Origin of the sequence: Bradyrhizobium sp. URHD0069 (assembly GCF_000701345.1) — a bacterium.
Classification (GTDB): domain Bacteria; phylum Pseudomonadota; class Alphaproteobacteria; order Rhizobiales; family Xanthobacteraceae; genus Bradyrhizobium.
The window spans coordinates 19,779-41,668 of record NZ_JNIJ01000010.1; the positions used below are offsets into that span (position 1 = coordinate 19,779).

At 61.9% G+C, this 21,890-nt stretch carries 25 protein-coding genes, 2 tRNA genes and 1 pseudogene; 13 read left to right on the forward strand and 15 right to left on the reverse strand.

Going from position 1 to position 21,890, the window contains the following annotated elements:
* Window positions 1-11 precede the first annotated feature (11 nt).
* The 4 genes from N554_RS42865 (at window position 12) to N554_RS0104290 (ending at window position 4,308) form a co-directional block, all read left to right on the forward strand.
* Entirely contained in the window at window positions 12-182 is a 171-nt protein-coding gene (locus tag N554_RS42865) for a hypothetical protein (RefSeq protein WP_371259453.1), read from the forward strand.
* A gap of 325 nt (window positions 183-507) precedes the next feature.
* Window positions 508-1,644 (forward strand): TRAP transporter substrate-binding protein, encoded by a 1,137-nt coding sequence (locus N554_RS0104280; protein ID WP_029582347.1) that lies wholly within the window; start codon window positions 508-510, stop codon window positions 1,642-1,644.
* Window positions 1,645-1,756: 112 nt separating this feature from the next.
* The gene (locus N554_RS0104285; protein ID WP_029582348.1) at window positions 1,757-2,422 is read left to right on the forward strand and encodes a TRAP transporter small permease subunit; all 666 of its coding nucleotides are present in this window, start codon (window positions 1,757-1,759) and stop codon (window positions 2,420-2,422) included.
* The gene (locus tag N554_RS0104290; RefSeq protein WP_029582349.1) at window positions 2,419-4,308 is read left to right on the forward strand and encodes a TRAP transporter large permease; all 1,890 of its coding nucleotides are present in this window, start codon (window positions 2,419-2,421) and stop codon (window positions 4,306-4,308) included. Before N554_RS0104285 ends, N554_RS0104290 begins: the two co-directional genes overlap by 4 nt.
* Before the next feature lie 36 nt (window positions 4,309-4,344).
* Here the strand turns inward: N554_RS0104290 and N554_RS0104295 are convergent.
* From N554_RS0104295 to murA, 8 genes are all read right to left on the reverse strand, one after another.
* Window positions 4,345-4,420 (reverse strand) — tRNA-Phe (locus N554_RS0104295).
* A gap of 184 nt (window positions 4,421-4,604) precedes the next feature.
* Window positions 4,605-4,799 carry a DNA gyrase inhibitor YacG gene (yacG, locus tag N554_RS0104300; RefSeq protein WP_029582350.1) on the reverse strand — a complete coding sequence of 65 codons (195 nt, stop codon included), beginning with the start codon at window positions 4,797-4,799 and terminating at the stop codon, window positions 4,605-4,607.
* Window positions 4,789-5,412 carry a Maf-like protein gene (locus tag N554_RS0104305; RefSeq protein ID WP_029582351.1) on the reverse strand — a complete coding sequence of 208 codons (624 nt, stop codon included), beginning with the start codon at window positions 5,410-5,412 and terminating at the stop codon, window positions 4,789-4,791. Before N554_RS0104305 ends, yacG begins: the two co-directional genes overlap by 11 nt.
* A 268-nt stretch (window positions 5,413-5,680) precedes the next feature.
* Window positions 5,681-6,148, reverse strand: a complete 468-nt coding sequence (locus N554_RS0104310; protein ID WP_029582352.1) for an arsenate-mycothiol transferase ArsC — start codon at window positions 6,146-6,148, stop codon at window positions 5,681-5,683.
* A 220-nt stretch (window positions 6,149-6,368) separates the two neighbouring features.
* The gene (locus tag N554_RS0104320; RefSeq protein WP_029582354.1) at window positions 6,369-6,863 is read right to left on the reverse strand and encodes a UPF0262 family protein; all 495 of its coding nucleotides are present in this window, start codon (window positions 6,861-6,863) and stop codon (window positions 6,369-6,371) included.
* Window positions 6,860-8,155 carry a histidinol dehydrogenase gene (gene hisD, locus N554_RS0104325; protein ID WP_029582355.1) on the reverse strand — a complete coding sequence of 432 codons (1,296 nt, stop codon included), beginning with the start codon at window positions 8,153-8,155 and terminating at the stop codon, window positions 6,860-6,862. Before hisD ends, N554_RS0104320 begins: the two co-directional genes overlap by 4 nt.
* Window positions 8,156-8,382: 227 nt before the next feature.
* Window positions 8,383-8,838 carry a DUF2948 family protein gene (locus N554_RS0104330; RefSeq protein WP_029582356.1) on the reverse strand — a complete coding sequence of 152 codons (456 nt, stop codon included), beginning with the start codon at window positions 8,836-8,838 and terminating at the stop codon, window positions 8,383-8,385.
* A gap of 193 nt (window positions 8,839-9,031) precedes the next feature.
* Window positions 9,032-10,321 (reverse strand): UDP-N-acetylglucosamine 1-carboxyvinyltransferase, encoded by a 1,290-nt coding sequence (murA, locus tag N554_RS0104335; RefSeq protein ID WP_029582357.1) that lies wholly within the window; start codon window positions 10,319-10,321, stop codon window positions 9,032-9,034.
* A 266-nt stretch (window positions 10,322-10,587) separates the two neighbouring features.
* On the opposite strand from murA, the gene N554_RS0104340 reads away from it, so the two are divergent.
* The 5 genes and pseudogenes from N554_RS0104340 to N554_RS0104360 all read left to right on the forward strand — a co-directional run bounded on the left by N554_RS0104340 (window position 10,588) and on the right by N554_RS0104360 (window position 14,374).
* Window positions 10,588-11,340 carry a molybdate ABC transporter substrate-binding protein gene (locus tag N554_RS0104340; RefSeq protein WP_051677324.1) on the forward strand — a complete coding sequence of 251 codons (753 nt, stop codon included), beginning with the start codon at window positions 10,588-10,590 and terminating at the stop codon, window positions 11,338-11,340.
* Between the two features lie 16 nt (window positions 11,341-11,356).
* Window positions 11,357-11,566, forward strand: a complete 210-nt coding sequence (locus N554_RS0104345) for a TOBE domain-containing protein (RefSeq protein ID WP_029582359.1) — start codon at window positions 11,357-11,359, stop codon at window positions 11,564-11,566.
* Window positions 11,563-12,585, forward strand: a complete 1,023-nt coding sequence (locus tag N554_RS0104350) for an iron ABC transporter substrate-binding protein (protein WP_029582360.1) — start codon at window positions 11,563-11,565, stop codon at window positions 12,583-12,585. Before N554_RS0104345 ends, N554_RS0104350 begins: the two co-directional genes overlap by 4 nt.
* Before the next feature lie 13 nt (window positions 12,586-12,598).
* Window positions 12,599-13,616: pseudogene (locus N554_RS35365) on the forward strand (FecCD family ABC transporter permease).
* A complete protein-coding gene (locus tag N554_RS0104360; protein ID WP_036052407.1) occupies window positions 13,613-14,374 on the forward strand; it encodes an ABC transporter ATP-binding protein in 762 nt (253 codons plus the stop codon). Before N554_RS35365 ends, N554_RS0104360 begins: the two are co-directional and overlap by 4 nt.
* 116 nt (window positions 14,375-14,490) lie before the next feature.
* Here the strand turns inward: N554_RS0104360 and N554_RS0104365 are convergent, their stop codons facing one another.
* The 5 genes from N554_RS0104365 to N554_RS0104385 form a co-directional block, all read right to left on the reverse strand.
* Window positions 14,491-15,150 carry a Rossmann-fold NAD(P)-binding domain-containing protein gene (locus N554_RS0104365; protein ID WP_029582362.1) on the reverse strand — a complete coding sequence of 220 codons (660 nt, stop codon included), beginning with the start codon at window positions 15,148-15,150 and terminating at the stop codon, window positions 14,491-14,493.
* A 164-nt stretch (window positions 15,151-15,314) separates the two neighbouring features.
* A complete protein-coding gene (locus N554_RS0104370; protein WP_029582363.1) occupies window positions 15,315-15,815 on the reverse strand; it encodes a hypothetical protein in 501 nt (166 codons plus the stop codon).
* 142 nt (window positions 15,816-15,957) lie between these two features.
* A complete protein-coding gene (locus N554_RS0104375; protein WP_029582364.1) occupies window positions 15,958-16,884 on the reverse strand; it encodes an alpha/beta fold hydrolase in 927 nt (308 codons plus the stop codon).
* Window positions 16,885-16,894: 10 nt separating this feature from the next.
* Window positions 16,895-17,212, reverse strand: coding sequence for a UBP-type zinc finger domain-containing protein (locus N554_RS0104380; RefSeq protein WP_029582365.1), 318 nt, complete (start codon window positions 17,210-17,212; stop codon window positions 16,895-16,897).
* 10 nt (window positions 17,213-17,222) lie between these two features.
* Window positions 17,223-18,938: an FAD-dependent oxidoreductase gene (locus tag N554_RS0104385; RefSeq protein ID WP_029582366.1), complete on the reverse strand. Its 1,716-nt coding sequence runs from the start codon at window positions 18,936-18,938 to the stop codon at window positions 17,223-17,225.
* Between the two features lie 44 nt (window positions 18,939-18,982).
* On the opposite strand from N554_RS0104385, the gene N554_RS42870 reads away from it, so the two are divergent.
* The 4 genes from N554_RS42870 (at window position 18,983) to N554_RS41455 (ending at window position 21,336) form a co-directional block, all read left to right on the forward strand.
* Entirely contained in the window at window positions 18,983-19,684 is a 702-nt protein-coding gene (locus N554_RS42870) for a nuclear transport factor 2-like protein (protein ID WP_371259454.1), read from the forward strand.
* 100 nt (window positions 19,685-19,784) lie between these two features.
* Window positions 19,785-19,859, forward strand: a tRNA-Thr gene (locus N554_RS0104400).
* A gap of 312 nt (window positions 19,860-20,171) precedes the next feature.
* On the forward strand, window positions 20,172-20,840 hold the full coding sequence (locus N554_RS0104405) for a hypothetical protein (protein ID WP_029582369.1): 669 nt from the start codon (window positions 20,172-20,174) through the stop codon (window positions 20,838-20,840).
* Window positions 20,841-21,117: 277 nt separating this feature from the next.
* A complete protein-coding gene (locus tag N554_RS41455; RefSeq protein ID WP_156041768.1) occupies window positions 21,118-21,336 on the forward strand; it encodes a hypothetical protein in 219 nt (72 codons plus the stop codon).
* Between the two features lie 21 nt (window positions 21,337-21,357).
* Here N554_RS41455 and N554_RS0104415 read toward each other — a convergent pair whose 3' ends face one another.
* Both N554_RS0104415 and N554_RS0104420 read right to left on the reverse strand, forming a co-directional pair.
* Window positions 21,358-21,606, reverse strand: coding sequence for a hypothetical protein (locus tag N554_RS0104415; RefSeq protein ID WP_029582371.1), 249 nt, complete (start codon window positions 21,604-21,606; stop codon window positions 21,358-21,360).
* Between the two features lie 24 nt (window positions 21,607-21,630).
* The gene (locus N554_RS0104420) at window positions 21,631-21,855 is read right to left on the reverse strand and encodes a hypothetical protein (RefSeq protein WP_036052412.1); all 225 of its coding nucleotides are present in this window, start codon (window positions 21,853-21,855) and stop codon (window positions 21,631-21,633) included.
* Window positions 21,856-21,890 lie beyond the last annotated feature (35 nt).

Consider the following 21,890-nt stretch of genomic DNA (forward strand, 5'->3'; position numbering starts at 1 on the left):
GAGGCTCCGATATGGCGCTGACCCAAAGCCGCTTTCAGGAGTACGACTTCGACCGCATGGTCGTGCGCTTCACGATGAAGAATGATCAGGCTACCGTCGCCTGCGCCGTCGCTACCGACGCGATGGATCAACTTGAAGGATCATCCAGAACGCCGCGGCGCAGCGCGAGCAGCAATTCCTGAGACTGCGCGACCGCATCGAGGCCCGCGCCGCGCGGAAATTCAGCGATGCCGAGCTGGAGGGCAATCCTCCGGGCGTGATCCTTCGCGGCATCGATTTCCGCTGACCGCTACTATAGTCTGATGACCGCAACTAAAGTCTGATGACCGCAACTAAAGTCTGATCGCCGGGAATAAATGAGTTAACAGTTTGCTGGCCGTTTCCCGCGTCGAAGAGTCGCATCGTTCGGAACTTTCTTGCCAAATCCCGGCGCAAGCCGTTGTCTCCCTTCGCACAAAAAGACGCGCGATCCCCGGGGGGTCGGCAAACGGGGAGAAAACGAAAACCATGACGACTTCCAAGAAGGACACTACATCCAGCCGCCGTCGCTTTCTGAAAGTGGCCGCCGCAGGCGCCGCCGCGACGGTCGCCGCGCCAAGCATTGCGAGCGCGCAGGGCCCGGTCAGCATGCGCTGGCAGAGCACCTGGCCGGCCAAGGACATTTTCCACGAATACGCGCTGGACTACGCCAAGAAGGTCAACGACATGACCGGCGGCGACCTCAAGATCGAGGTTCTTCCGGCCGGCGCCGTCGTCCCCGCCTTCGGCCTGCTCGACGCGGTGTCGAAGGGCACGCTCGACGGCGGCCACGGCGTGCTGGTCTATCACTACGGCAAGCAAAATGCCCTGGCGCTGTGGGGGTCGGGTCCGGGTTATGCGATGGACGCCAACATGCTGCTCGCCTGGCACAAGTACGGTGGCGGCAAGGAGCTGCTGGCCAAGCTGTATGCGTCGATCGGCGCCAATGTGGTCTCGTTCCCGTATGGACCGATGCCGACCCAGCCGCTCGGCTGGTTCAAGAAGCCGGTGACCAAGGCTGAGGACCTTCAGGGCGTCAAGTTCAGAACGGTCGGCATCTCGATCGACGTGTTCACCGGCCTCGGCGCCGCCGTCAACGCGCTGCCGGGCGGCGAGATCGTCTCGGCGATGGACCGCGGCCTCTTGGACGCGGCCGAGTTCAACAACGCGTCGTCGGATCGCATTCTCGGCTTCGCCGACGTTTCGAAGGTCTGCATGCTGCAGAGCTATCACCAGAACGCCGAGCAGTTCGAGATCATGTTCAACAAGACGAAGTACGATGCTCTGCCTGAAAAAATAAAGGCGATCATCGCGGTTGCCACCGAAGCCGCGGGTCAGGACATGGCCTGGAAGGCGATCGACCGCTATTCCAAGGATTACGAAGAGCTGCAGACCAAGGACAAGGTCAAATTCTACAAGACGCCGGACTCGATCCTGCAGAAGCAGCTGGATATCTACGACCAGGTCGTGGCGAAGAAATCGGCGGAAAACCCGCTGTTCAAGGAAATCGTCGAATCGCAGATGGCCTTCGCCAAACGTGCGACGCAGTGGGAACAGGATACGGTGGTGAACCGCCGCATGGCCTATAACCACTACTTCGGGCCGAACGCCAAGAAGAAGACCTGACGACCTAATCCTTGGGGTTACCGCATCATCCGGGATGGCAATCCCGGGTGATGCTTTGTATTGTTTTTTCAATACTACCCCGACCACCCCTGAATTGGCGGCCGCGACACACATGACGCAGCGTTTCCTGCATTTCATTGACGGCATCAGCACCTGGACCGGCAAGGCCTCGGCATGGCTGATCATCGGGCTGATGGCGCTGGTCTGCGCCGAGGTCTTCAAGCGCTACATTCTCAACATGCCGACGGCCTGGATATTCGACGCCTCGAACATGCTGTACGGCACCTTGTTCATGATCGGCGGCGCCTACACGCTGGCGCAAAATGCCCATGTCCGCGGCGACTTCCTCTACAGCTCGATGCGGCCGCGCACGCAGGCCGGGCTCGATCTGGTGCTGTACATCGTTTTCTTCCTGCCCGGCATCGCGGCGCTGGCTTACGCGGGCTGGGACTACGCTGCGCAATCATACAGCATCAACGAGCATTCCAATGTGACCGCCGACGGTCCGCCGGTCTACCAATTCAAGTTCATGATCCCCTTGGCGGGTGCGCTGCTGCTGTTGCAGGGCGCGGCGGAAATCACCCGCTGCATCGTCTGTCTGAAGACCGGGGTATGGCCAAGCCGCCTGAAGGACGTCAGCGAAATCGATGTCGTCGAGGAGCAGCTGGCACACAGCGAACACGTCGATGACGAAACGCGCAGAAAAGCGATCCAGCATGCGCAGAACATAGAAGAAAGCGCGCGTCAGCGCGGCATGGGCGGAGATTTGCAGCGATGAGCGATCCGGCACTCGGGCTTTTGATGCTCGGCCTCATCGTGGTTGTGATCATAATGGGCTTCCCGACGGCGTTCACGCTGATGGGACTGGGCATGTTCTTCGGCTTCTTCGCCTATTATCGCGGCGGCGAGTCCTGGGCCGACAACCACATCTTCGACCTGATGGTCCAGCGCACCTATGGCGCGATGACCAACGACGTCCTGATCTCGATCCCGCTGTTCGTGCTCATGGGTTACGTCATGGAGCGCGGCGCGCTGGTCGACAAGATGTTCTATTCGATCCAGCTCGCCTTCCGGCGCGTCCCCGCCTCGCTGGCGGTGGCGACGCTGATCGTCTGCACCTTCTGGGGCATCGCCAGCGGCCTGGTCGGGGCGGTGGTGGTGCTGATGGGCGTCATCGCCTTCAACCCGATGCTGAAGGCCGGATATGACGTCAAGCTCGCCTCCGGCGTTATCACCGCCGGCGGCACGCTCGGCATCCTGATCCCGCCATCGGTGATGATCATCGTCTATGCGGCCGTCGCCGGGCAATCGGTGGTGAAGCTGTATGCGGCGGCGATGTTTCCGGGCTTCTTCCTCGCGTTCCTTTATCTCGTCTACATCATCGGCTGGGCGCTGCTGAATCCGAAGATCGCCCCAAAACTCCCCGAGAGCGCAACCCGCGTTCCCGTGCGCCCATGGGTCGCCCAGTTGCAGCAGACCTATTCGCACAAGATGTTGCCGGCGCTGTTCGGCGCCGTGCTGGCGCCTGCAAAGGCCATGAACATCACCGTCGACGGTGCCCGCATCGGTTACCCGATGCTCCTGAAGAATTTCGGCTTCGCGCTGGTGCCGCTGGTGCTGGCATTGGCCACGTTGTGGGCCACCTGGTGGTACGTTGTGATCCACCAGCAGCCGGATATCCAGTCGCCGGTCGCGGCCGCAGCCCAACAGCGCATGCAGGATGCGGCCCAGCCGCTCGGCGCCGGCGCCGGGGCGCAGCCGGTGGAAGAAAATCTCGAGGAGCTCGGCGGCGGGGCCGGCAAATCCACGGCGGCAACGAAGAGCGAGCCGGAAGCGCTGCAGCAGATGGGCAGCGCCGAGCTGCAAAACCAGACCAAGGCCGCGCCGTCAGAGGCCGGGCCGTCGCCGGAGTTTTATACTTATTTCGCGTTTATCGCCGGCATCTTCGGCCTCGTGCTCTTGTACTACTACTGGACCATGGAGGCCGAGCAGTTCGAGGTGCTGCGGCTGCTGATCTCCTCGGTGATGCCGCTCGGCATCCTGACCGTGATCGTGCTGGCCGTGATCCTGCTCGGCATCACCACGGCGACTGAATCGGCCGCGGTCGGCGCCGCCGGCGCCTTCCTGCTGGCGTTCCAGGCCCGGACGCTGGACTGGAAACGCACCAAGGAAGCGGTGTTCCTCACCGCCAAGACCACCTCGATGGTGTGCTGGCTGTTCGTCGGCTCAGCCCTGTTCTCGGCGGTGTTCGCGATCCTCGGCGGTCAGGCGCTTCTGGAAAGCTGGGTGCTGTCGCTCAACATGACGCCGCTCCAGTTCATGATCCTGTCGCAGGCGATCATCTTCATCCTGGGCTGGCCGCTGGAATGGACCGAGATCATCGTGATCTTCGTGCCGATCTTCCTGCCGATGCTGAAGCACTTCAACATCGACCCGGTGCTGTGGGGCGTGATGGTGTTCGTGAACCTGCAGGCCGCGTTCCTGTCGCCGCCGGTGGCGATGTCGGCGTTCTATCTGAAAGGCGTGGCGCCAAAACACGTCACGCTCAACCAGATTTTCGCGGGCATGATGCCCTACATGTTCATCGTCATCGTCTGCATGGTGCTGATGTACATCTGGCCCAGCCTCACGCTGTGGCTGCCGAACTATCTGTACGGGAATTGAGGCGCGGGGGGCTTCGTTCGCCTGTCAAATGGCGAATGGTGCCCAGGGGCGGGATCGAACCACCGACACTGCGATTTTCAGTCGCATGCTCTACCAACTGAGCTACCTGGGCACTGCCCTAGCCTGAGGCCCGGGAGCGCCGGTTTATAGTCAGGCCGGACGGCCCTGTCCACCACGCTTCGCCTGCGGCTTCGCGTAGCGCAGCCACGCCGCAGCCGAAGCGTGTCCGGCATAGCTTGAAGGGCGGCGACGGACGAATTGGCCGCGATTCGCGCAAAAAGCACACGGAATCGCGCTTACTCCGCGTCTTCGTCGTCGTCCTTGGCGGCGGGAATCACGTAGGAATTCGACAGCCAGCGGTTCAAATCGACATCCCGGCAGCGCTCGGAACAAAACGGACGAGAAGCCTCGGTGGCCGGCTTGCCGCAGATCGGGCACCGTTTTGCGGCTGCCTTGCCGGCGCGGGCGGCCTTTTTCGGCTTAGCTGGCATTCAACCACCCGAAACGAATCGGGAAACCCTCCCCACCCAGCAGCCCAGTGGTTTCATAGAGCGGCAGGCCCACGATATTGGTGTAGGAGCCGACCAGCTTGACCACGAACGATCCGGCGATGCCCTGCACGGCGTAGCCGCCGGCCTTGCCGCGCCATTCGCCGGAGCCGATATAGGTCTGGATGTCGTCCTCGCTTAAGCGCTTGAAGCGCACCCGCGTCTCGATGAGGCGCTGGCGAAACGCCACCTTCGGCGTCACCAGGCAGATCGCGGTGTAGACGCGGTGGTTGCGCCCCGACAACAGCCGCAGGCATTGCGCGGCTTCGTCGACCAGATTGGCCTTGGGCAGGATGCGGCGGCCGACCGCCACCACGGTGTCGGCGGCGAGAATGAAGGCGCCGCGCAGTTCGTCGTCGAGCTGCACCGATTTGAGCGCGGCGTCGGCCTTGGCACGGGCGAGCCGGTTGGCGCAGGCGCGCGGCAACTCGCCCCGCTTCGGAGTCTCGTCGACGTCGGCGGGACGCAACGCATCGGGCTCGATGCCGGCCTGATTGAGCAAGGCCAGCCGGCGCGGCGAACCGGAAGCAAGAACGAATTTAGGGCGGCCTAGCATGCGGGCTTTTGTCGGGAGGGACCGGAGGGTGAACGCGCGCGGAACCTATCGGAAGGCATTCCTTTGGACAACCACCGTTGTCGTCCCCGCGCAGGCGGGGATCCATAACCGCAGGCGGCCATGATTGAAAGAAAGCTGCCATGGCCACTGCCTCAAGTCGCAACTTCACGGAGTATGGTTCCCCCCGTTCGCCGGGACGACATCCCGGTTATCAGCCGCATCTCCGACTATCGGCCGCATCTCGGTTATCGGTCGCGTCTTTGGTTCATCAGCCATTCGCCGCGCCGGCTTTCGAAAACCGTTTGCGGATGCGCAGCAACAGGCTGTCACAGACCTCGCGATAGGCTTGCAGCTTCTGCTCGCGGTTGCCCTCGGCGCCGGTGGGATCATTCGTCGGCCAGTATTCCACGTCGGCCGCGTGCGTGCGCGTCAGTTCCAGCGCCTTGTGATGCGCCTCGGGCGACAAGGTGATGATCAGGTCGAAGTTGAGCCCTTCCCAATCGTCCAGCTCTTCAAACGTGATCGGCTTGTGGCTAGAGATATCCTGACCCAATTCGGCCATCACCGCGACCGCGAACGGATCGAGCTCGGCTTTCCGGACGCCTGCCGATTTCACGTAAAGCGCATGCGGAAACATCTGCTGCAGCAGGCTTGCTGCCATCGGCGAACGCACGCTGTTCAGGCCGCATGCGAACAACACGGCCTGCGGAGTGCGTACGCGCGAAGGCGCCTCCACGCGTTTAAGCTTCTTTGATTTTGGGCATGACCTCGAGACAAACGAAATCGTTTGTCCGGGAAAACCGGGGCCCACTCGCGGCCCTTCGGGTCCGGGTCATGCGGACGCTCCTGGGCATGACCTTCTCGAAAAACCGGTATCCACTTTTCCGGGTCATACTGAGTCTTTTTTTGCGCATGACCTGATCCGAAATCCGGTGCTCACTTTTCGGGATCATGTGCTAGCCCTTCCAATGCAGCACGCAGATCAGCGTGAACAGCCGCCGGGCGGTTTCGAAATCGACCCGCACCTTGCCCTTCAACCGCTCCTGCAGCGTGCGCGAGCCTTCGTCGTGGATGCCACGGCGGCCCATGTCGATGGCCTCGATCTTGTCCGGCGTCGCGGTGCGGATCGCCTGATAGTAGCTGTCGCAAATCATGAAATAATCTTTCACGAGTCGCCGGAACGGCGTCAGCGACAACAGATGCGCCACCACCGGCGTGCCGTCTTCGCGGCGAATGTCGAACATCAGCCGGTTGCCGGTAATGCCGATGTGCAGGGTGAACGGCCCCTCGCTCGCGCTTTCCGGCGCGAACAGATTCTCTTCGATGAGGTCGTAAATGGCGATCGCGCGCTCGTGCTCGATGTCGGGGCCGGAGCGCCCGATCGATTCCTCGTCGAGCGTCACCGCGACGATGCGATTTTTGGAATCCTCATCTGGCGGCGGCTTGGTCATGACAGATTGAGGCGCAGTCCGACCGAGCGCGCATGGGCGTCGAGACCTTCGGCCTTGCCCAGCGTCATCGCCGCCGGTCCGAGCGCCCGGAGCTGGTCCGGCCCGCATTTCAGGATCGAGGTTCGCTTCATGAAGTCGAGCACGCCTAGTCCCGACGAGAACCGCGCCGAACGCGCGGTCGGCAGCACGTGGTTGGAGCCGCCGACATAGTCGCCGATCGCCTCCGGCGTATGGGCCCCGAGAAAGATCGCGCCGGCATTGCGGATTTTTTCCGAGAGCGCCTCCGGATCTGCTGTCATGATTTCCAGATGCTCGGCGGCGACGGCGTTTGCCAGCGACGCGGCCTCGTCAAGGTTTTTCACGAGGATGACCGCGCCAAACTCGCTCCACGAGGCCCGCGCGATATCCGCCCGGGGCAGCGTGCTCAATTGCGATTCCACCGCGCGTTCAACGTCATCGGCGAGCGCGGCATTGTCGGTGATCAGGATCGACTGCGCATTGACGTCGTGCTCGGCCTGCGCCAGCAGATCGGCAGCGATCCAGCCGGCATTGCCGGTCTGGTCGGCGATCACAAGCACTTCCGAGGGCCCGGCGATCATATCGATGCCGACCTTGCCGAACACCAGCCGCTTGGCGGCGGCGACATAGGCGTTACCGGGGCCGACGATTTTTGCGACCGGCGCGATGGTCGCGGTGCCATAGGCCAGCGCCGCCACCGCCTGCGCGCCACCGACGCGGTAGATTTCGGACACGCCTCCGAGATGCGCCGCCGCCAGCACCAGCGGATTGAGCTTGCCGTCCGGCGACGGCACCACCATCACGACGCGCGCCACGCCCGCGACCATCGCCGGCACCGCATTCATCAGCACCGAAGACGGATAGGCGGCGGTGCCGCCGGGAACATATAGGCCGACCGACTCGATCGCGCTCCAGCGCCAGCCCAGTTCGACGCCAAGCGCATCGCTGAAGCGATCGTCTTTCGGCAATTGCCGCCGATGGAACACCTCGACCCGGTCGCGGGCGAATTTGAGCGCGTCGATGGTTGCGGCGTCGCAAGCCTTCACCGCGGCGTCGATTTCCTCCGCGGTCACGCGCAAGCGGGCCGCATCGAGGTCAAGGCGGTCGAACTTGCGCGTCGCCTCGATCAGCGCCGCATCGCCCCGCGCGGCCACGTCGTCGACAATGGCGCGGGTGGCGCGCTCGATATCGGCCGATACCTCGCGCTTCATCGCGAGAAATTGCGCGAATCGCTGGGTGAAATCGGCACTGCTGCTGTCAAGACGAACGGGCATGGTGGCTTTCCGGCGGGGGTCTTTATTTAAAGACCTGCTGCTCAATGGCGCGGCGGCAATTAGCCGTCAACCCTTTGGTTTGATGGATTAAGTTAAGCGGATCGAATAGGGGCAGAGCTTATCTTCCGTCATTCCGGGATGGTCCGCGAGGACCAGACCCGGAATCTCGAGATTCCGGGTTCGCTGCGCGCCCCGGAATGACGCTTCTATATTAAGCGCGCACGGCCTCACGCGCCTAGCCCCGACGACTCGGCGCCTTCGCCGGGCTCAGAGGTCCCGAGATCGTCGGTGCCGAGATCGGTCAGCTCGCATTCCAGGCATTCGACGTCGAGCCGCAGCACCGCGCCCTGGCCGAACATCAGGACCGCGCTGCCGCTCGGCGCTTCCCTGGGATGAAACTCGATGCCAACCAGCTCCAGCGCGGCCTCCGGCGCCTCCAAATCGATGTTGCGCGATTTGCACGCCAACACGCGGTCGAAACGAAGCGCCGCGATGAAACGGCGCGGAGCGGTTTCGCCGGCCAGGGTCTGCTCCCAATCCAGCCGGTTCATGCCGATCACCAGCCGCTTTTCGCCCTGCCGCCAGATGATGTCCGCGGTGTACACGCGGGCATCCTGGACATGCGCGGAAATAACGGCGAGGTCGTCGGCATCGAGCGCGATCAATTTGAGCTGAGGCGCCACCGATCACCCCTATAGTTTGCGCGTATTCTATTCGCAAAACCGGTGCCCACTTTTGCGGAATACGCGCCAGTATAATTTGCGCGTATTCTATTCGCAAAACCGGTGCCCACTTTTGCGGAATACGCGCCAGTATAATTTGCGCGTATTCTGTTCGCAAAGCCGGTGTCCGCTTTTGCGGAATACGCGCCAGTGTTCAACCGCTGATGCGCTCGATAGTAGCGCCGCACGCAGACAATTTGTCTTCGAGCCGCTCGAAGCCACGGTCGAGGTGATAGACGCGGTTGACCATGGTCTCGCCTTCGGCGGCGAGCCCCGCGATCACCAGCGACACGGATGCGCGCAGATCGGTCGCCATCACAGGCGCGCCGCGCAGTTTGGCGATGCCCTCGATGGTGGCGGTCTCGCCGTCGAGGTGAATCCGCGCACCGAACCGCGCCAGTTCCTGCACATGCATGAAGCGATTTTCGAAAATCGTCTCGGTGATACGCGAAGAGCCCTTGGCGCAGGCCATCAGCGCCATCAGCTGCGCCTGCAGATCGGTCGGAAAGCCCGGAAACGGCGCGGTCGAAACCCTCACCGGCTCGATACCGGCGCCGTTGCGGGCGACCCGGATGCCCTGGTTGTTGACGGAGATCACCGCGCCGGCCTGCGTCAGCACGTCGAGCGCCGATTGCAAGAGTTCGGGGCGCGCGCCGGACAGTTGCACGTCGCCCCCGGTCATCGCTACCGCCATCGCATAGGTGCCGGTCTCGATCCGATCCGGCAGCACGGTATGCCGCGCGCCGTGCAGCTTGGTGACACCTTCGACGACGATGCGGGGCGTGCCCGCGCCGGAAACGCGCGCGCCCATCTTGTTCAGGCAGTCGGCGACATCAAGAATTTCCGGCTCGCAGGCCGCGTTGGTGATTACCGTGGTGCCCTTGGCCAAGCTCGCCGCCATCAGCGCGACATGGGTGCCGCTCACCGTCACCTTCGCAAAGTCGATATTGGCGCCCTTCAGCCCGCCGGGAGCCTTGGCAATCACATAGCCGCCGTCGATCGTGAGTTCCGCGCCGAGTTTCTCCAGCGCCATGATCAAGAGATCGACCGGCCGCGTCCCGATGGCGCAACCGCCGGGCAGCGAAACCTTGGCCTCATGCATCCGCGCCAACAGCGGCGCGATCACCCAGAAGCTGGCGCGCATCCGCGACACCAGCTCGTACGGTGCGGTCGTATCGATGATATTGGCCGCCGAAATATGCAGGGTCTGGCCCTGATACTCATGGTCGCCGGGGCGCTTTCCCGCCGACATGATATCGACGCCGTGATTGCCGAGAATGCGCTGCAGTTGCGCGACGTCGGCAAGCCGCGGCACGTTGTCGAGGATCAACGTCTCCTCGGTCAGGAGCCCCGCGATCATCAGCGGCAGCGCGGCATTCTTCGCGCCCGAGATCGCAATGGTGCCATTGAGCTTGCTGCCGCCAACGATGCGAATGCGATCCATGCCGCCCCCAGTTTTTGCATGCCCAAAGTATAGGGCGAACAAGGCCCTGATGGCAAAAGCTTGCAGTTTGCGGCTATTTGATGGGTTTTGGGGCGCTTTTGCCTAATTGCACGGCTATTCCCGCGGCGGGCGTGCACATCGGGCCATGCGACATCGCCGACATCGCCAATGCTGTTCCCGGGCTGGCTGCATCTCGTTCCAAATCGTGGTTACATCGCCTTGCTGGAGGCAAGGCGTCGAGCTTCCAGAGATGGATTGCGGTCATTATGAATTGCCGGCGTGTGGTTGCCCTGCACGCGGCCGGCAGCCTGCGCGGGGCGCTGACGGAAATCGGCCAAACCTTCGAAAAATCGTCGCAGCTCAAGGTGCAGGCGAAATTCGGTGCGTCGGGCCTGCTCAGGGACGAGATCGCCGCGGGCGCCAAGGCAGAGGTGTTTGCCTCGGCGAATATGGAGCATCCGCAGGCGCTGGCGACCGCGAACAAAAGCGGGCCTGCGGTTCTGTTCGCGCGAAACAAGCTCTGCGCACTGGTTCGTCCAGGGCTCGCCGTGACCAGCGCTACCCTGCTCGACCGCATGCTCGATCCGGAAGTGAAACTCGGAACGTCGACACCCAGGGCCGATCCATCCGGCGACTATGCCTTTGAAGCCTTCCGCAAGGCGGAAGCAATGCGGCCGAATGCCCGGTCGGCGCTGGAGAAGAAAGCGCTGCAGCTCGCCGGCGGTGCCGCGAGTGCTGCGCCGCCGGTCGGACGCAACGCCTATGGCTGGCATCTCTCCGAGGACCGGGCCGACATTTTCCTGGCCTATTGCACCGCCGCCCGCGATGCGCAAAAGGAGAATCCCGGCCTGCAAATGATCGCCCTGCCGGACGCGCTGGCGGTCAGCGCGGACTACGGCCTGACCGTCATGGCCGATGCTTCGCCCGGTGCCTATCGGTTTGCACTGTTCATTCTGTCGTCAGAGGGACAGCGTATCCTTGCCAGCTACGGATTTTCAGCGCCCAATCTGCCGGAATAAAAAGGGAGAGTTTTCGATGAAGATCAGCGCGCGCAATCAACTCAAGGGCACCATCGTCGACGTGGTGAAGGGCGCAACCACGTCGCATATCCGAATCGATATTGGCGGCGGGGTCATCGTCACGGCCTCGATCACCAATGAAGCCGTTGACGAACTCACGCTAACCAAAGGCAAGGCGGCCGTCGCCGTGATCAAGGCGAGTGACGTGATGGTAGGCGTCGATTGATCGACCGCCGCACTCTGATCGCGGGTCTGTCGGCGGCTTTGTTCACGCCGCGCTGCGCATCGGCGCAGACCGTGAACGATGCGGCGGGGCGTACCGTGCCGGTGCCTGCAAAGGTATCGCGCGTGTTTCCCGCCGGACCGCCGGCGGCCATCCTTCTCTATACACTGGCGCCCGAAATGCTGATTGGTTGGCCGCGCGCCAATCGGCCCGAAGAGTGCGCCTACATGCTTCCGGAGATTTGCACGCGGCCCGAAGTCGGGCGCATCACCGGACGCGGCAACACCGCTAATCTGGAAACGGTGCTCGCGCTCAAGCCCGATCTCATTCTCGACGTCGGATCGACCAGCTCCACCTTCGTGTCGCTCGCGGACCGCGTGCAGGAGCAAACCGGCATTCCCTACGCGCTGCTGGATGGTCGCTTCGCCGGGATTGCCAAGACCTACCGTTCGCTCGGCGAGTTGATCGGCCGCCGCGAGGATGCCGAGAAGCATGCGCGCTACGCGGAAGATACGCTCAAGACGATTCTCGGCCGCATCGACCCGATTGCAACGGGCGAGCGGCCGCGGGTCTATTATGCGCGAGGGCCGCGCGGGCTCACGACCGGGCTCGGCGGCTCGATCAATGTCGAGACCATCGAATTGATCAGCCGCAATGTGGCAGGAGAAACACAAGGCGGTCTCGCCAATGTTTCGATTGAACAGATTCTGGTCTGGAATCCCGAGGTGATCGTGACCATCGATCAGGAGTTCGCCGCGACGGTACGCAACGACCCCTCCTGGGCTTCGGTCAAGGCGGTGCGCGACAACCGTGTGCATCTGTCACCCAAAATGCCGTTCGGCTGGGTGGATTTTCCGCCATCGGTGAACCGCCTGATCGGACTTTGGTGGCTCGCCAAAATTCTCTATCCGCAGCGCTTTCCGGAAGATCTGCGTGCGCTGACGCAGGATTTTTATTCCCGTTTCTATCACGTGACGCCGACGGCAGCGCAAATCGACCATGTACTTGCGGGCCGGGATTGATAGCTTCCACCGCATGAAAAAAGCCCGATCCGCCGTGCCCGGATTTGCGATCGCAACCGCGGTCCTGATCGCAGGACTGTTGCTTGCTCTTACTGTCGGCCGCTATCCGGTGGGACTTGGCGACCTCTTGAGCGTTCTTTATGCGAAGGCTATCGGCCATCGTGCGGACGTGTCGCCCGCGCTCGAAAGCGTCGTACTGCAGGTTCGTGGTCCGCGAGTGATTGCTGCGATGCTGGTCGGCGCGGCGCTCGCGGTCGCCGGCACGGCGTTTCAGGGGCTGTTTCGCAATCCGCTGGTCTCTCCCGACATTCTCGGGGCATCGTCGGGCGCGGCGCTCGGCGCCGTCGTTGGCATCTATCTCTCGCTCGGCGTCTTCGCAATCCAGGCTGTTGCCTTCCTCGGCGGCCTGCTTGCGGTCGGAATCGTTTATGCGATCGGCGCCTCGGTGCGTTCACGCGATCCGATCCTGGCGCTGGTGCTTACCGGGGTTGTAGTCGGATCGCTGTTCGGCGCCGGCGTTGGCCTGGTGAAATATCTCGCCGACCCCTACAACCAGCTTCCGGCAATGACGTTCTGGCTGCTGGGCAGCCTGTCTGCGACCGGGGTTTCGGATCTGCTTCCGCTATTCGGTCGTGTCGCGGCCGGAACGGCGGTCCTGGTCGCATTGCGCTGGCGAATGAATGTGATGTCGCTTCCGGAAGAAGAGGCGCGCGCTCGGCGTCGCCACCGGGCCGTTGCGCGTCGCCATCGTGGCCGCCGCGACGCTCGTCACATCCGCAAGTGTGGCCACCGCCGGCATCATCGGCTGGGTCGGACTGGTCGTGCCGCATCTTGCACGCTCGCTGGTCGGTCCCGATTTTGCGCGGCTGTTACCTGCTGCGGCAATTCTTGGCGGGGGTTATCTCTTGCTGATCGACACGCTGGCGCGAACCATGGCACAGGTCGAAATTCCGCTTGGCATTTTGACGGCCGTCATCGGCACGCCCTTCTTCATCTGGCTGCTCGCCAGCGTGCAAAAGAACTGGTCATGATCCTCGAAGGCCATAAGCTCACCATTGGCTATCAGGACCGCGTCGTCGGCGCCGGGCTCGATGTCAAACTGGAGAAGGGCGAGGTGCTGGCGCTGCTGGGACCGAATGGCGGCGGCAAGACCACATTGCTCAAGACGCTGCTCGGACTATTGACGCCGAAAGCGGGTGAAGTGCGGCTCGATGGAGCGGCATTGTCTTCCCACACGGCTCGAGAACGTGCACGCCTGATCGCATACGTGCCGCAAACCCACGTCGCGACATTTGCATTTTCCGTGGAAACGGTCGTCTTGATGGGCCGCACGGCGCACGGAGATCTGTTCGCCCGGCCGACGTCGAAGGACCGGATGGTAGCTGCGACCATGCTCGACCGGCTCGGTATCGCGCAGCTTGCGCAAAGGCCCTACACCTTGATTTCCGGCGGCGAGCGTCAATTGGCGTTGCTTGCGCGCGCGCTGGCGCAGGAGCCGCAGTTCATCGTGCTGGACGAGCCGACGGCAAATCTTGACTTCGGCAATCAGGGCAAGGTCATGCGTGAGATCCGCGCGCTTGCCAGCTCCGGCCTTGGCGTCCTCTTCACCACCCACGATCCCAACCACGCGCTGCGCACCGCAGATCGCGCTTATTTGCTACGAGGCGGCGAGCGCATCGCGGAGGGGCCGGTCAAACAGATTTTGACGCGGGAGCGGCTGGAAGCGCTTTACGGCGCGCCGGTGCAGATGATTACCGATGCGAGCGGGACGGCGTTTGTGCCGGGGTGATGGAGCGAGTCGTCATTCCGGGGCGCGCGCAAGCGCGAACCCGGAATCTCGAGATTCCCCGGTGCGCACTTGCGCACCTGAGGTTCAGCCCTGTCGGGCTGCCCCGGAATGACCAGTCAGATGGAATTGATATCTTCGCTTTCCAGCACCGGCCGTGGATAGCCGTCGCGCGCGACCCTGATCATGGCGCGGCCGAGCTGCTCGGTCGAGGTCATGTATTTTGGCGCAACACGATGGAGCAGCGTCAGCACTGGCGCCGCTACGACGTAGATCGCCTGCACCCAGGCGGTCTTGGACCGGATGCCGTGCAGCGGCTGGATGCCCGCGGGGCGAAACATATAGGCCGCCTTGAACGGCAATTTCAGCAGATCGTTTTCGGTCTTGCCTTTGACGCGCGCCCACATCAGCCGGCCGTGTCCGCTGGAGTCGGTGCCGCGGCCGCTGACATAGACGAACACCATGCCCGGGTTGAGCTTCGAAAGCATCTTCGCTGCCGCCATGGTGATGTCATAGGTCAGTTGGCGATAGCGCTCCTCACCCATGCCGACCGAAGAGACCCCGAGACAGAAGAAGCACGCGTCGTATCCCGCCAATTGAGATTCGATGGCCGAATAATCCTCAAACCTGTCGTGCAGGAGTTCGCGCAGTTTGGCGTGCCGCCGGCCGGTCGGGCTGCGCACGACCGCAAGCACGCTTTCAACGCCCGCGTCGAGCAGGCATTCGCGCAACACGCCCTGCCCGACCATGCCGGTGGCGCCGAACAGGATGACTTTCATCCTTTGATGAAGGCGAGCAGGTCGGCATTGGTGATGGTTGGCATGGGAGCATCTCCTTTTGCATTCCGTCATTCCGGGACACGCGCCTTCGCGTGGACCCGGAATCCAGAAATTATCAGCGCGAGATTCCGGGTTCGTGCTTCGCACGCCCCGGAATGACGAACTCAGGCGAATGCGGGTATCGGCCGATATCGCCGCAGCGCGCCGATGATCATGATGACGAAGAACACCAGCACGATGCCTTGGGCGATGGCGAACGGCGGCTCGCTCGGCGCCAGCGCATGCAGCGCCGGTACTTTCAGGAAGCTCTGGATCACCAGCACGAACACGTTGAGGTAAAGCGAGCTCAACGCCGTCAGCACATAGATCCAGCGCCACCCGCCGGAAAGCTTCTGGCCGTAAAGCGCGAAACAGGCGACCGCCAGCAGCACCAGCGAGAGAGCGCCGATGATGTGAGACGGCAACAGCTTCTCTGACACCAGAGGCGGAATCAGAAAACCGGTAGCGCTGGTCAAGATCGTGAACAGCAGGAATATCGCGGTCAGGCCCGGCATCCGGTTGGAGCCAAGCATTCCGAACATGACGATAATGCCGGCCACGATGCCGATCAGGCTGATGATAACGTGGACGGTGACAAACATAGACAAACTCATACCCAGGATCATGATGCGCTCCCCATTTTAAAATCAGATCGTACGGCCCCCGACGGGGAATTGCCATTCATCTGTCTGGGATTCGGCGTGCAAATCGCGCGCCGCTTGGCATCCATGGTGCGTGGCGACTTTTGTCGAATCGTCTGGTCAATCCTCAGCGATTGAGGAATTCGACCAGCTTGGGAATCACCTGGTCTGGCGCTTCTTCCATCAGCCAGTGTCCGCTGCCCTTGACCAGCACGCCCTCGACATTGGTCGCGACCATCTTGCCCTGCTCGATCAGAAACGGGCCGCCGGCTTTTTCTCCTGACAGCACCAGCATCGGCATCGTCAGTTTGGTCCTGGCGAATCCCGCGAAGTCTTCGGCATCCTTCGGGAAGGCGCGGAAAACTTCCATCCCGGCCTTCATGTGACCGGGCTGGGCATAGGCCTTAGCGTAGAACTGACGGTCGGCTTCCGAAACGGATTTGGTCGGGTCGGCGGCAAAATCATTCCAGAAGTGTTCAAGATAGATCCGTTCGCGACCGGTGACCAGCGCCAGCGGCGTCTTGCCGTAGAAATGAAAATGCCAGAGGTCGCGCAACAGGAAGACGTTATTCCATTCGCCGACGCCGGGCAGGAACGCTTCCATCAGCACGATACGATCGACCTCAGTGGGATATTGCGCGGCATAGGCATAGGCGACCATCAGCCCGATGTCGTGGCCGACGAGGCGAATGCGGTCGTATTTGAGGCTCTTCACCAGCGCGTGGATGTCCTGCGCCATTGCCGCCTTGGTGTAGCCGTCCGCCGGCGCGGACGATTGACCGAAGCCGCGCAAATCAGGCGCGATCACGGTGTGCTTGTCGGCGAGTTTTGCGATCAGCGGCAGCCACATATGGCTGGTCTGGGCGTAGCCGTGCAGCAACACCACCGGATCGCCCTTGCCGGCCACGAGATAGTGCAGCTTGACGCCGTTGACCTCGGCGAACCTGCTTTGCGGCGCCTGCGCAGAAGCCGCGCCCGGATTGAGCAACGCGACAGCCAGCGCCATCAACATGACCAATAGGATGGCACGGCAAATCTTGACCACGGATTGCATCCGGTTTTCCTCATTCTTCGTTGTAGTAGCGCGGGATCGGTCCGTTGTGCGGAGTCTTTCGACTAGAGAGATCGAACAGCGCTTCGTCGACATAACACCAACCCCAACCTTCGGGCGGGTCATAGCCTTCGATCACCGGATGTCCGGTGGCATGGAAATGCGCGGTCGCGTGCTTGTTAGGGGAATCGTCGCAGCAGCCAACGTGGCCGCAGCTGCGGCAGATCCTCAAGTGCAGCCACTGGCTGCCGCTCTTCAGGCATTCCTCGCAGCCGAGCGCGCTCGGCGTGACGGTTTGGATACCGGTGATATGGGTGCAGCGCTTGGACATATCGCACCGCCTACAGCGCCGGTTTCGCGGCATCCCCGAGGAATCCATGCAGCGCCGCCACCACCTGGGCACCCTCGCCGATCGCACCGCCGACGCGCTTGACCGATCCCGACCGCACATCGCCGACCGCGAACACGCCGGGCACCGAGGTTTCCAGCGTCGATGCCAATTGGCCCTCGCTCTTCTTGCATTGCGCGCCGGTGACCACAAAACCTCCGCGATCGACCATGACGCCGCAGCCCTTGAGCCAATCGGTGGCGGGATCCGCGCCGACAAACAGAAACAGATTGCGGATATCGACGGTGTACTCTTCGCCGGACAAGCGGCTACGCCAGCGCACGCGCTCGAGCGCCCCCTCTTCCGTGCCTTCCAGCGCAACCACCTGCGTATTGAACACCAATTCGATGTTCGGCGTGGCCTCGATGCGCTCGATCAGATAGCGCGACATGCTGACACCAAGGCCGCCGCCGCGGATCACCATGTGGACCTTGCGGGCGTGCCCCGACAAGAACACCGCGGCCTGTCCGGCGGAATTGCCGCCGCCGACCAGGACGACTTCCTGCTCGGCGCAGAGCCTGGCCTCGATCGGCGAAGCCCAGTACCAGACGCCGCGGCCTTCGAACTTATCGAGGTTTGCAATGTCAGGCCGGCGGTAGCGCGCGCCGCTGGCCACCACGACGGATTTTGCGCGCAATAGTTGCCCGCAGTCCGTCGCAAGCGCAAAGAGACCGTCGCTTTTCGAACAATCGAGCGATCTCACCGCGACCGGAATCATCATTTCCGCGCCGAATTTTTGCGCTTGAGTGAAAGCGCGGCCAGCGAGCGCCTGACCCGAAATGCCGGTGGGAAATCCGAGGTAGTTTTCGATTCGCGCGCTGGCGCCGGCTTGCCCGCCGAAAGAACGCGCATCGAACACGGCTACCGACAGACCTTCGGATGCCGCGTAAACCGCGGTGGCAAGACCGGCGGGGCCGCTGCCGACGACGGCGACATCGAATAGTTTTTCATGACTTCTTCTCCCAATCATGCCCACTGCATAGGCAAGCTCGGTTTCGGATGGATTGCGCAACACCGTGCCATCAGGACAGACCACAAGCGGCAGATCGGCAGGTGAAGGCGAATAGCGCGCGATCAGATCGGCCGCATCCTTGTCGGTGGCGGGATCGAGCAGGTAGTAAGGCTGTCCGTTGCGCGCCAGGAAATTTTGCATGTGCGCCACTCTGCCGAGCGAGGCCGCGCCGATCAGCACCGGGCCGCCGACGCCGCCCTGGATCAAGCTGACCCGGCGCAGGATCAGCGCGCGCATGATCCGCTCGCCGAGATCGGCTTCGGCGACCAGCAGGGCGCGCAATCTATCCGGTGGAATCAACAGCGTTTCGACGTCGCCCTCGGCGTGGCCGTCGACCAGGGAGACGCGCCCCGAGAGCTGACCGATTTCGGCGAGAAACTGACCCGGCCCCTGATCGATGACCGGCGTGACGTGCCCAAGGCCGTCGCGCAGGGTGATCGCCACATGGCCCGACAATATGACAAACATGCCGGGCCCGGGCGTGCCGGTCTTGAACAATGTTTCGCCGTGCTTGTATTGACGCAGCTCGCCGAACCGGCGCATGCGCGCGATCTCTTGCGGCGTCAGCGCCGGGAACGTCTGCTCAAGACGCGGGAACGCGGCCGCCAGCGAAACGCTGCGATCCGTTCCGTTTGCTGTCGTGGTGTCTGCACTCATTTCCTTCTCACATCGCTCGACGAGCCAGCTATTGGCCCGGCTTTTTGCCGCTCTCGCCATGTGGTGAGCCATCATCATCATTGGTAGATGCGATGATGACGTCGCCTCGCGCCCTCGCCTGCGATTTTCGCCGCTTGAGATTTTCGCGCAAAGCCAGCTTCAGCCGATCCTGGCGCGGATTTTTCGCTGCGGCTCCGGCTTGCCCGCGTTTATCGTTCTCGTCCTTCATCGTGAACCTGCTAAAATGCCTCGCTTCTCAAGCGACATTCCCGGGAGAACAACCAGATGGGCGAAACCATGCCCTGGCGCCCCAGCCACAGCGGAGTTTGGATGGTTGGCATCGCTTTGTCGCGTCAGGCGATCGCGACCTGCTGGCCTCGCTTCTGTCAGAACATATTGTGTTTCGTTCGCCATTCGTGCAATCGCCGATTCCCGGACATACCGCGACCTTGCTGGTACTGACGACGGTGGTGCAGATCTTCGAAAATTTCCGCTATGACCGCATCTTTATAGCCGGCTCTCACGATGCCGCGCTGGAATTTGCCGCCAATATCGGCAAATGGCAGCTCAAGGGCATCGATCTCATTAAATTCAACGACGCCGGCCAAATGATCGAATTCGAGGTCATGATCCGCCCGATCAAGGCGCTGCAGGCCTTGGGCGAGGAAATGGGGAACCGGATTGGCCCGCAACTGAGCTGGCAAGCAGGCCGCGGGCGTTCAGCGCTGATTGTGGCTGCTTTTTGATGGCCTCGCGGGGGGTCCGCGCGCTTGCGCGCGAGAGGGCCTTGTGGCAAGGATCGGCCGCCTCGTCGGGCCTTTTTGGCCGATTCTCGCATCCGGGCACGCTGCCGTAGCTCAGTGGTAGAGCACTCCATTGGTAATGGAGAGGTCGACAGTTCAATCCTGTCTGGCAGCACCAGCTTTTTCAGGCTTTTCAGCGCTTTAGCGGTTTCGTCCCACACAGGCTTCCCACACAGCGGAAGGCAGTACCTACACTCAGAATGACAGGTAGCGGAGGCGGCGCTGAACCACAAAAATGCAAAGAATCAAAGAAAAAGGCGACTCTCGCGAGCCGCCCGTTTCCGATTTCATATGTCCCTAGGGGGAGGCCTTGCGGCCCGCGTGTCCTAAAGCTCATGTACGTACATGTATGCTACTTTGACGCTCTGTCAATCGAAGTTTAAACGCTTCGGAACGGAACCTATTAACGGTTCCTTATTCGGACACCTGGATGCCAAGAGACTTTTCGCCGCAAGAACAGTTAAAAATTCCTGCAACGCTTTCAACTCCCCGGTTCGCAACGTACTTCGTCGCCTGCAACAACGACAACGAAGCGGCTCTGCGGCTCTATGGGTGGAATGCTCGCGTTTCCAGCGCTTTTCTATTGCCTCTCCATCTCTTCGAAATATGCATCCGGAACGCGGTCGCGAACGCTGCGACGGCCACCTACAGCCCGACATGGCCGTGGGCCGCAACCTTTGAACGCAGCTTGCCTGACTACCGCCACTTCAGCCCGCGTAGGGAGATCGTGAAAGTTAGACAACGACACCATGCGCCACAGAGCACGGGCAAAGTGATCGCCGACCTAAAATTCGCCTTTTGGGTTTCTATGTTCACCGGTCGCCACGACCGTCGGCTTTGGCGGCCGCACCTTAAAATCGAATTCCCAAACGCGCCTCCGGGCATGACGGTTGAGCAAATTCGCACGCGGATTTTCGCTGTAGCAGACGAAGTACGTCAGCTTAGAAATCGCATCGCGCATCACGAGCCGATATTTCGCCGCGACCTTATTGCAAGCTACGAAGCCATTGAAGAGATAATTGGCTACAGATGTTTGGACACGCTGGCATGGATGCGCAGAGCGGAGACGACGACCAATCTGCTCTTGGTAGATCCGTAGGCGGCTGCGAAAAACATCACGCTCGAACCCTGTATTGATTGGACCGTGCCGCGACTCCCGGAAATCAGCCTTTAGCTTACGCGGGAAATTTCATTGCGGCGTTGATCGCTTCCTTGTGGGACGCCCGACCTTTTCCGTAAGTGTTCAGCGTATTTGACAATCCTATAAGCCCTGACGAAGCCTTCCGCAGGTCAAAACCGAACCATCGTAGAACAATGCAGGTTGGCGATTGCGTGTCAGCGAACGCCCGAATCTGTGACGCCAAATCCCGATACTGATGTTCTGCTTCCTCGAGACGTTCGACATTGTCGGGCGTCGTGTCAGTACCAGCGACGGCGACGACCGCATCACCAACCTGTCTCCACCGCGCCCTGATATTGTCGTACAAGATCATCGTGCGACGAACCTCGGTTCTCAGGTCAATGAACCGCAGCAAAGGCTTTCCGATCGCATTAAAAACGATCCAGCTAAAAAGGGCGACCGCGATGGGTCCTAGGTTGCTCACATGCAGGCCCCGCTACAGCGCGCTCAGGTCATCAGGCACGGCGCCAAATTTCCGAATTACCTTTGCGTCGCTAAAATCGCCGGTAGCAGGGTCACCCGTGCGACTAAACGCGACGGCGCCAACGTGCCCCTCTTTGCGCGAGAGCGCTTCCGCGCGCATCACAGCGGCATTTGGATTGAAGCATTCTGTCGGCTCGCCTGCCGCCACACCGTCGTCACTCGCAACGAACGGCAGCGCAACGTAATACGTCACTTCGGCCATGTTCCTCGCCTCAACTCAATCGTATCAATCCTTGCGGTCGCGTGGCGCCGGTTCGAATTTGCCTCGCGCGTAGCCGCTCGAAACAGCAGCGCGCAGTTCTCGCACTTCCGCTTCTAAGTATCCGTTTGCGACGATCAGCGCCTTCACGGCGTCACGCACATCGCCACCGCACGCCGCTATTGCCTGGTCCGTTGCCTCTTCAAGCTGGCCCGCGTCGGCCTGTGGATTTGGCGCGGCGCTCTGCGACATGACCGATTCCGAGTTGACGGGGTCTTGTAATGTTC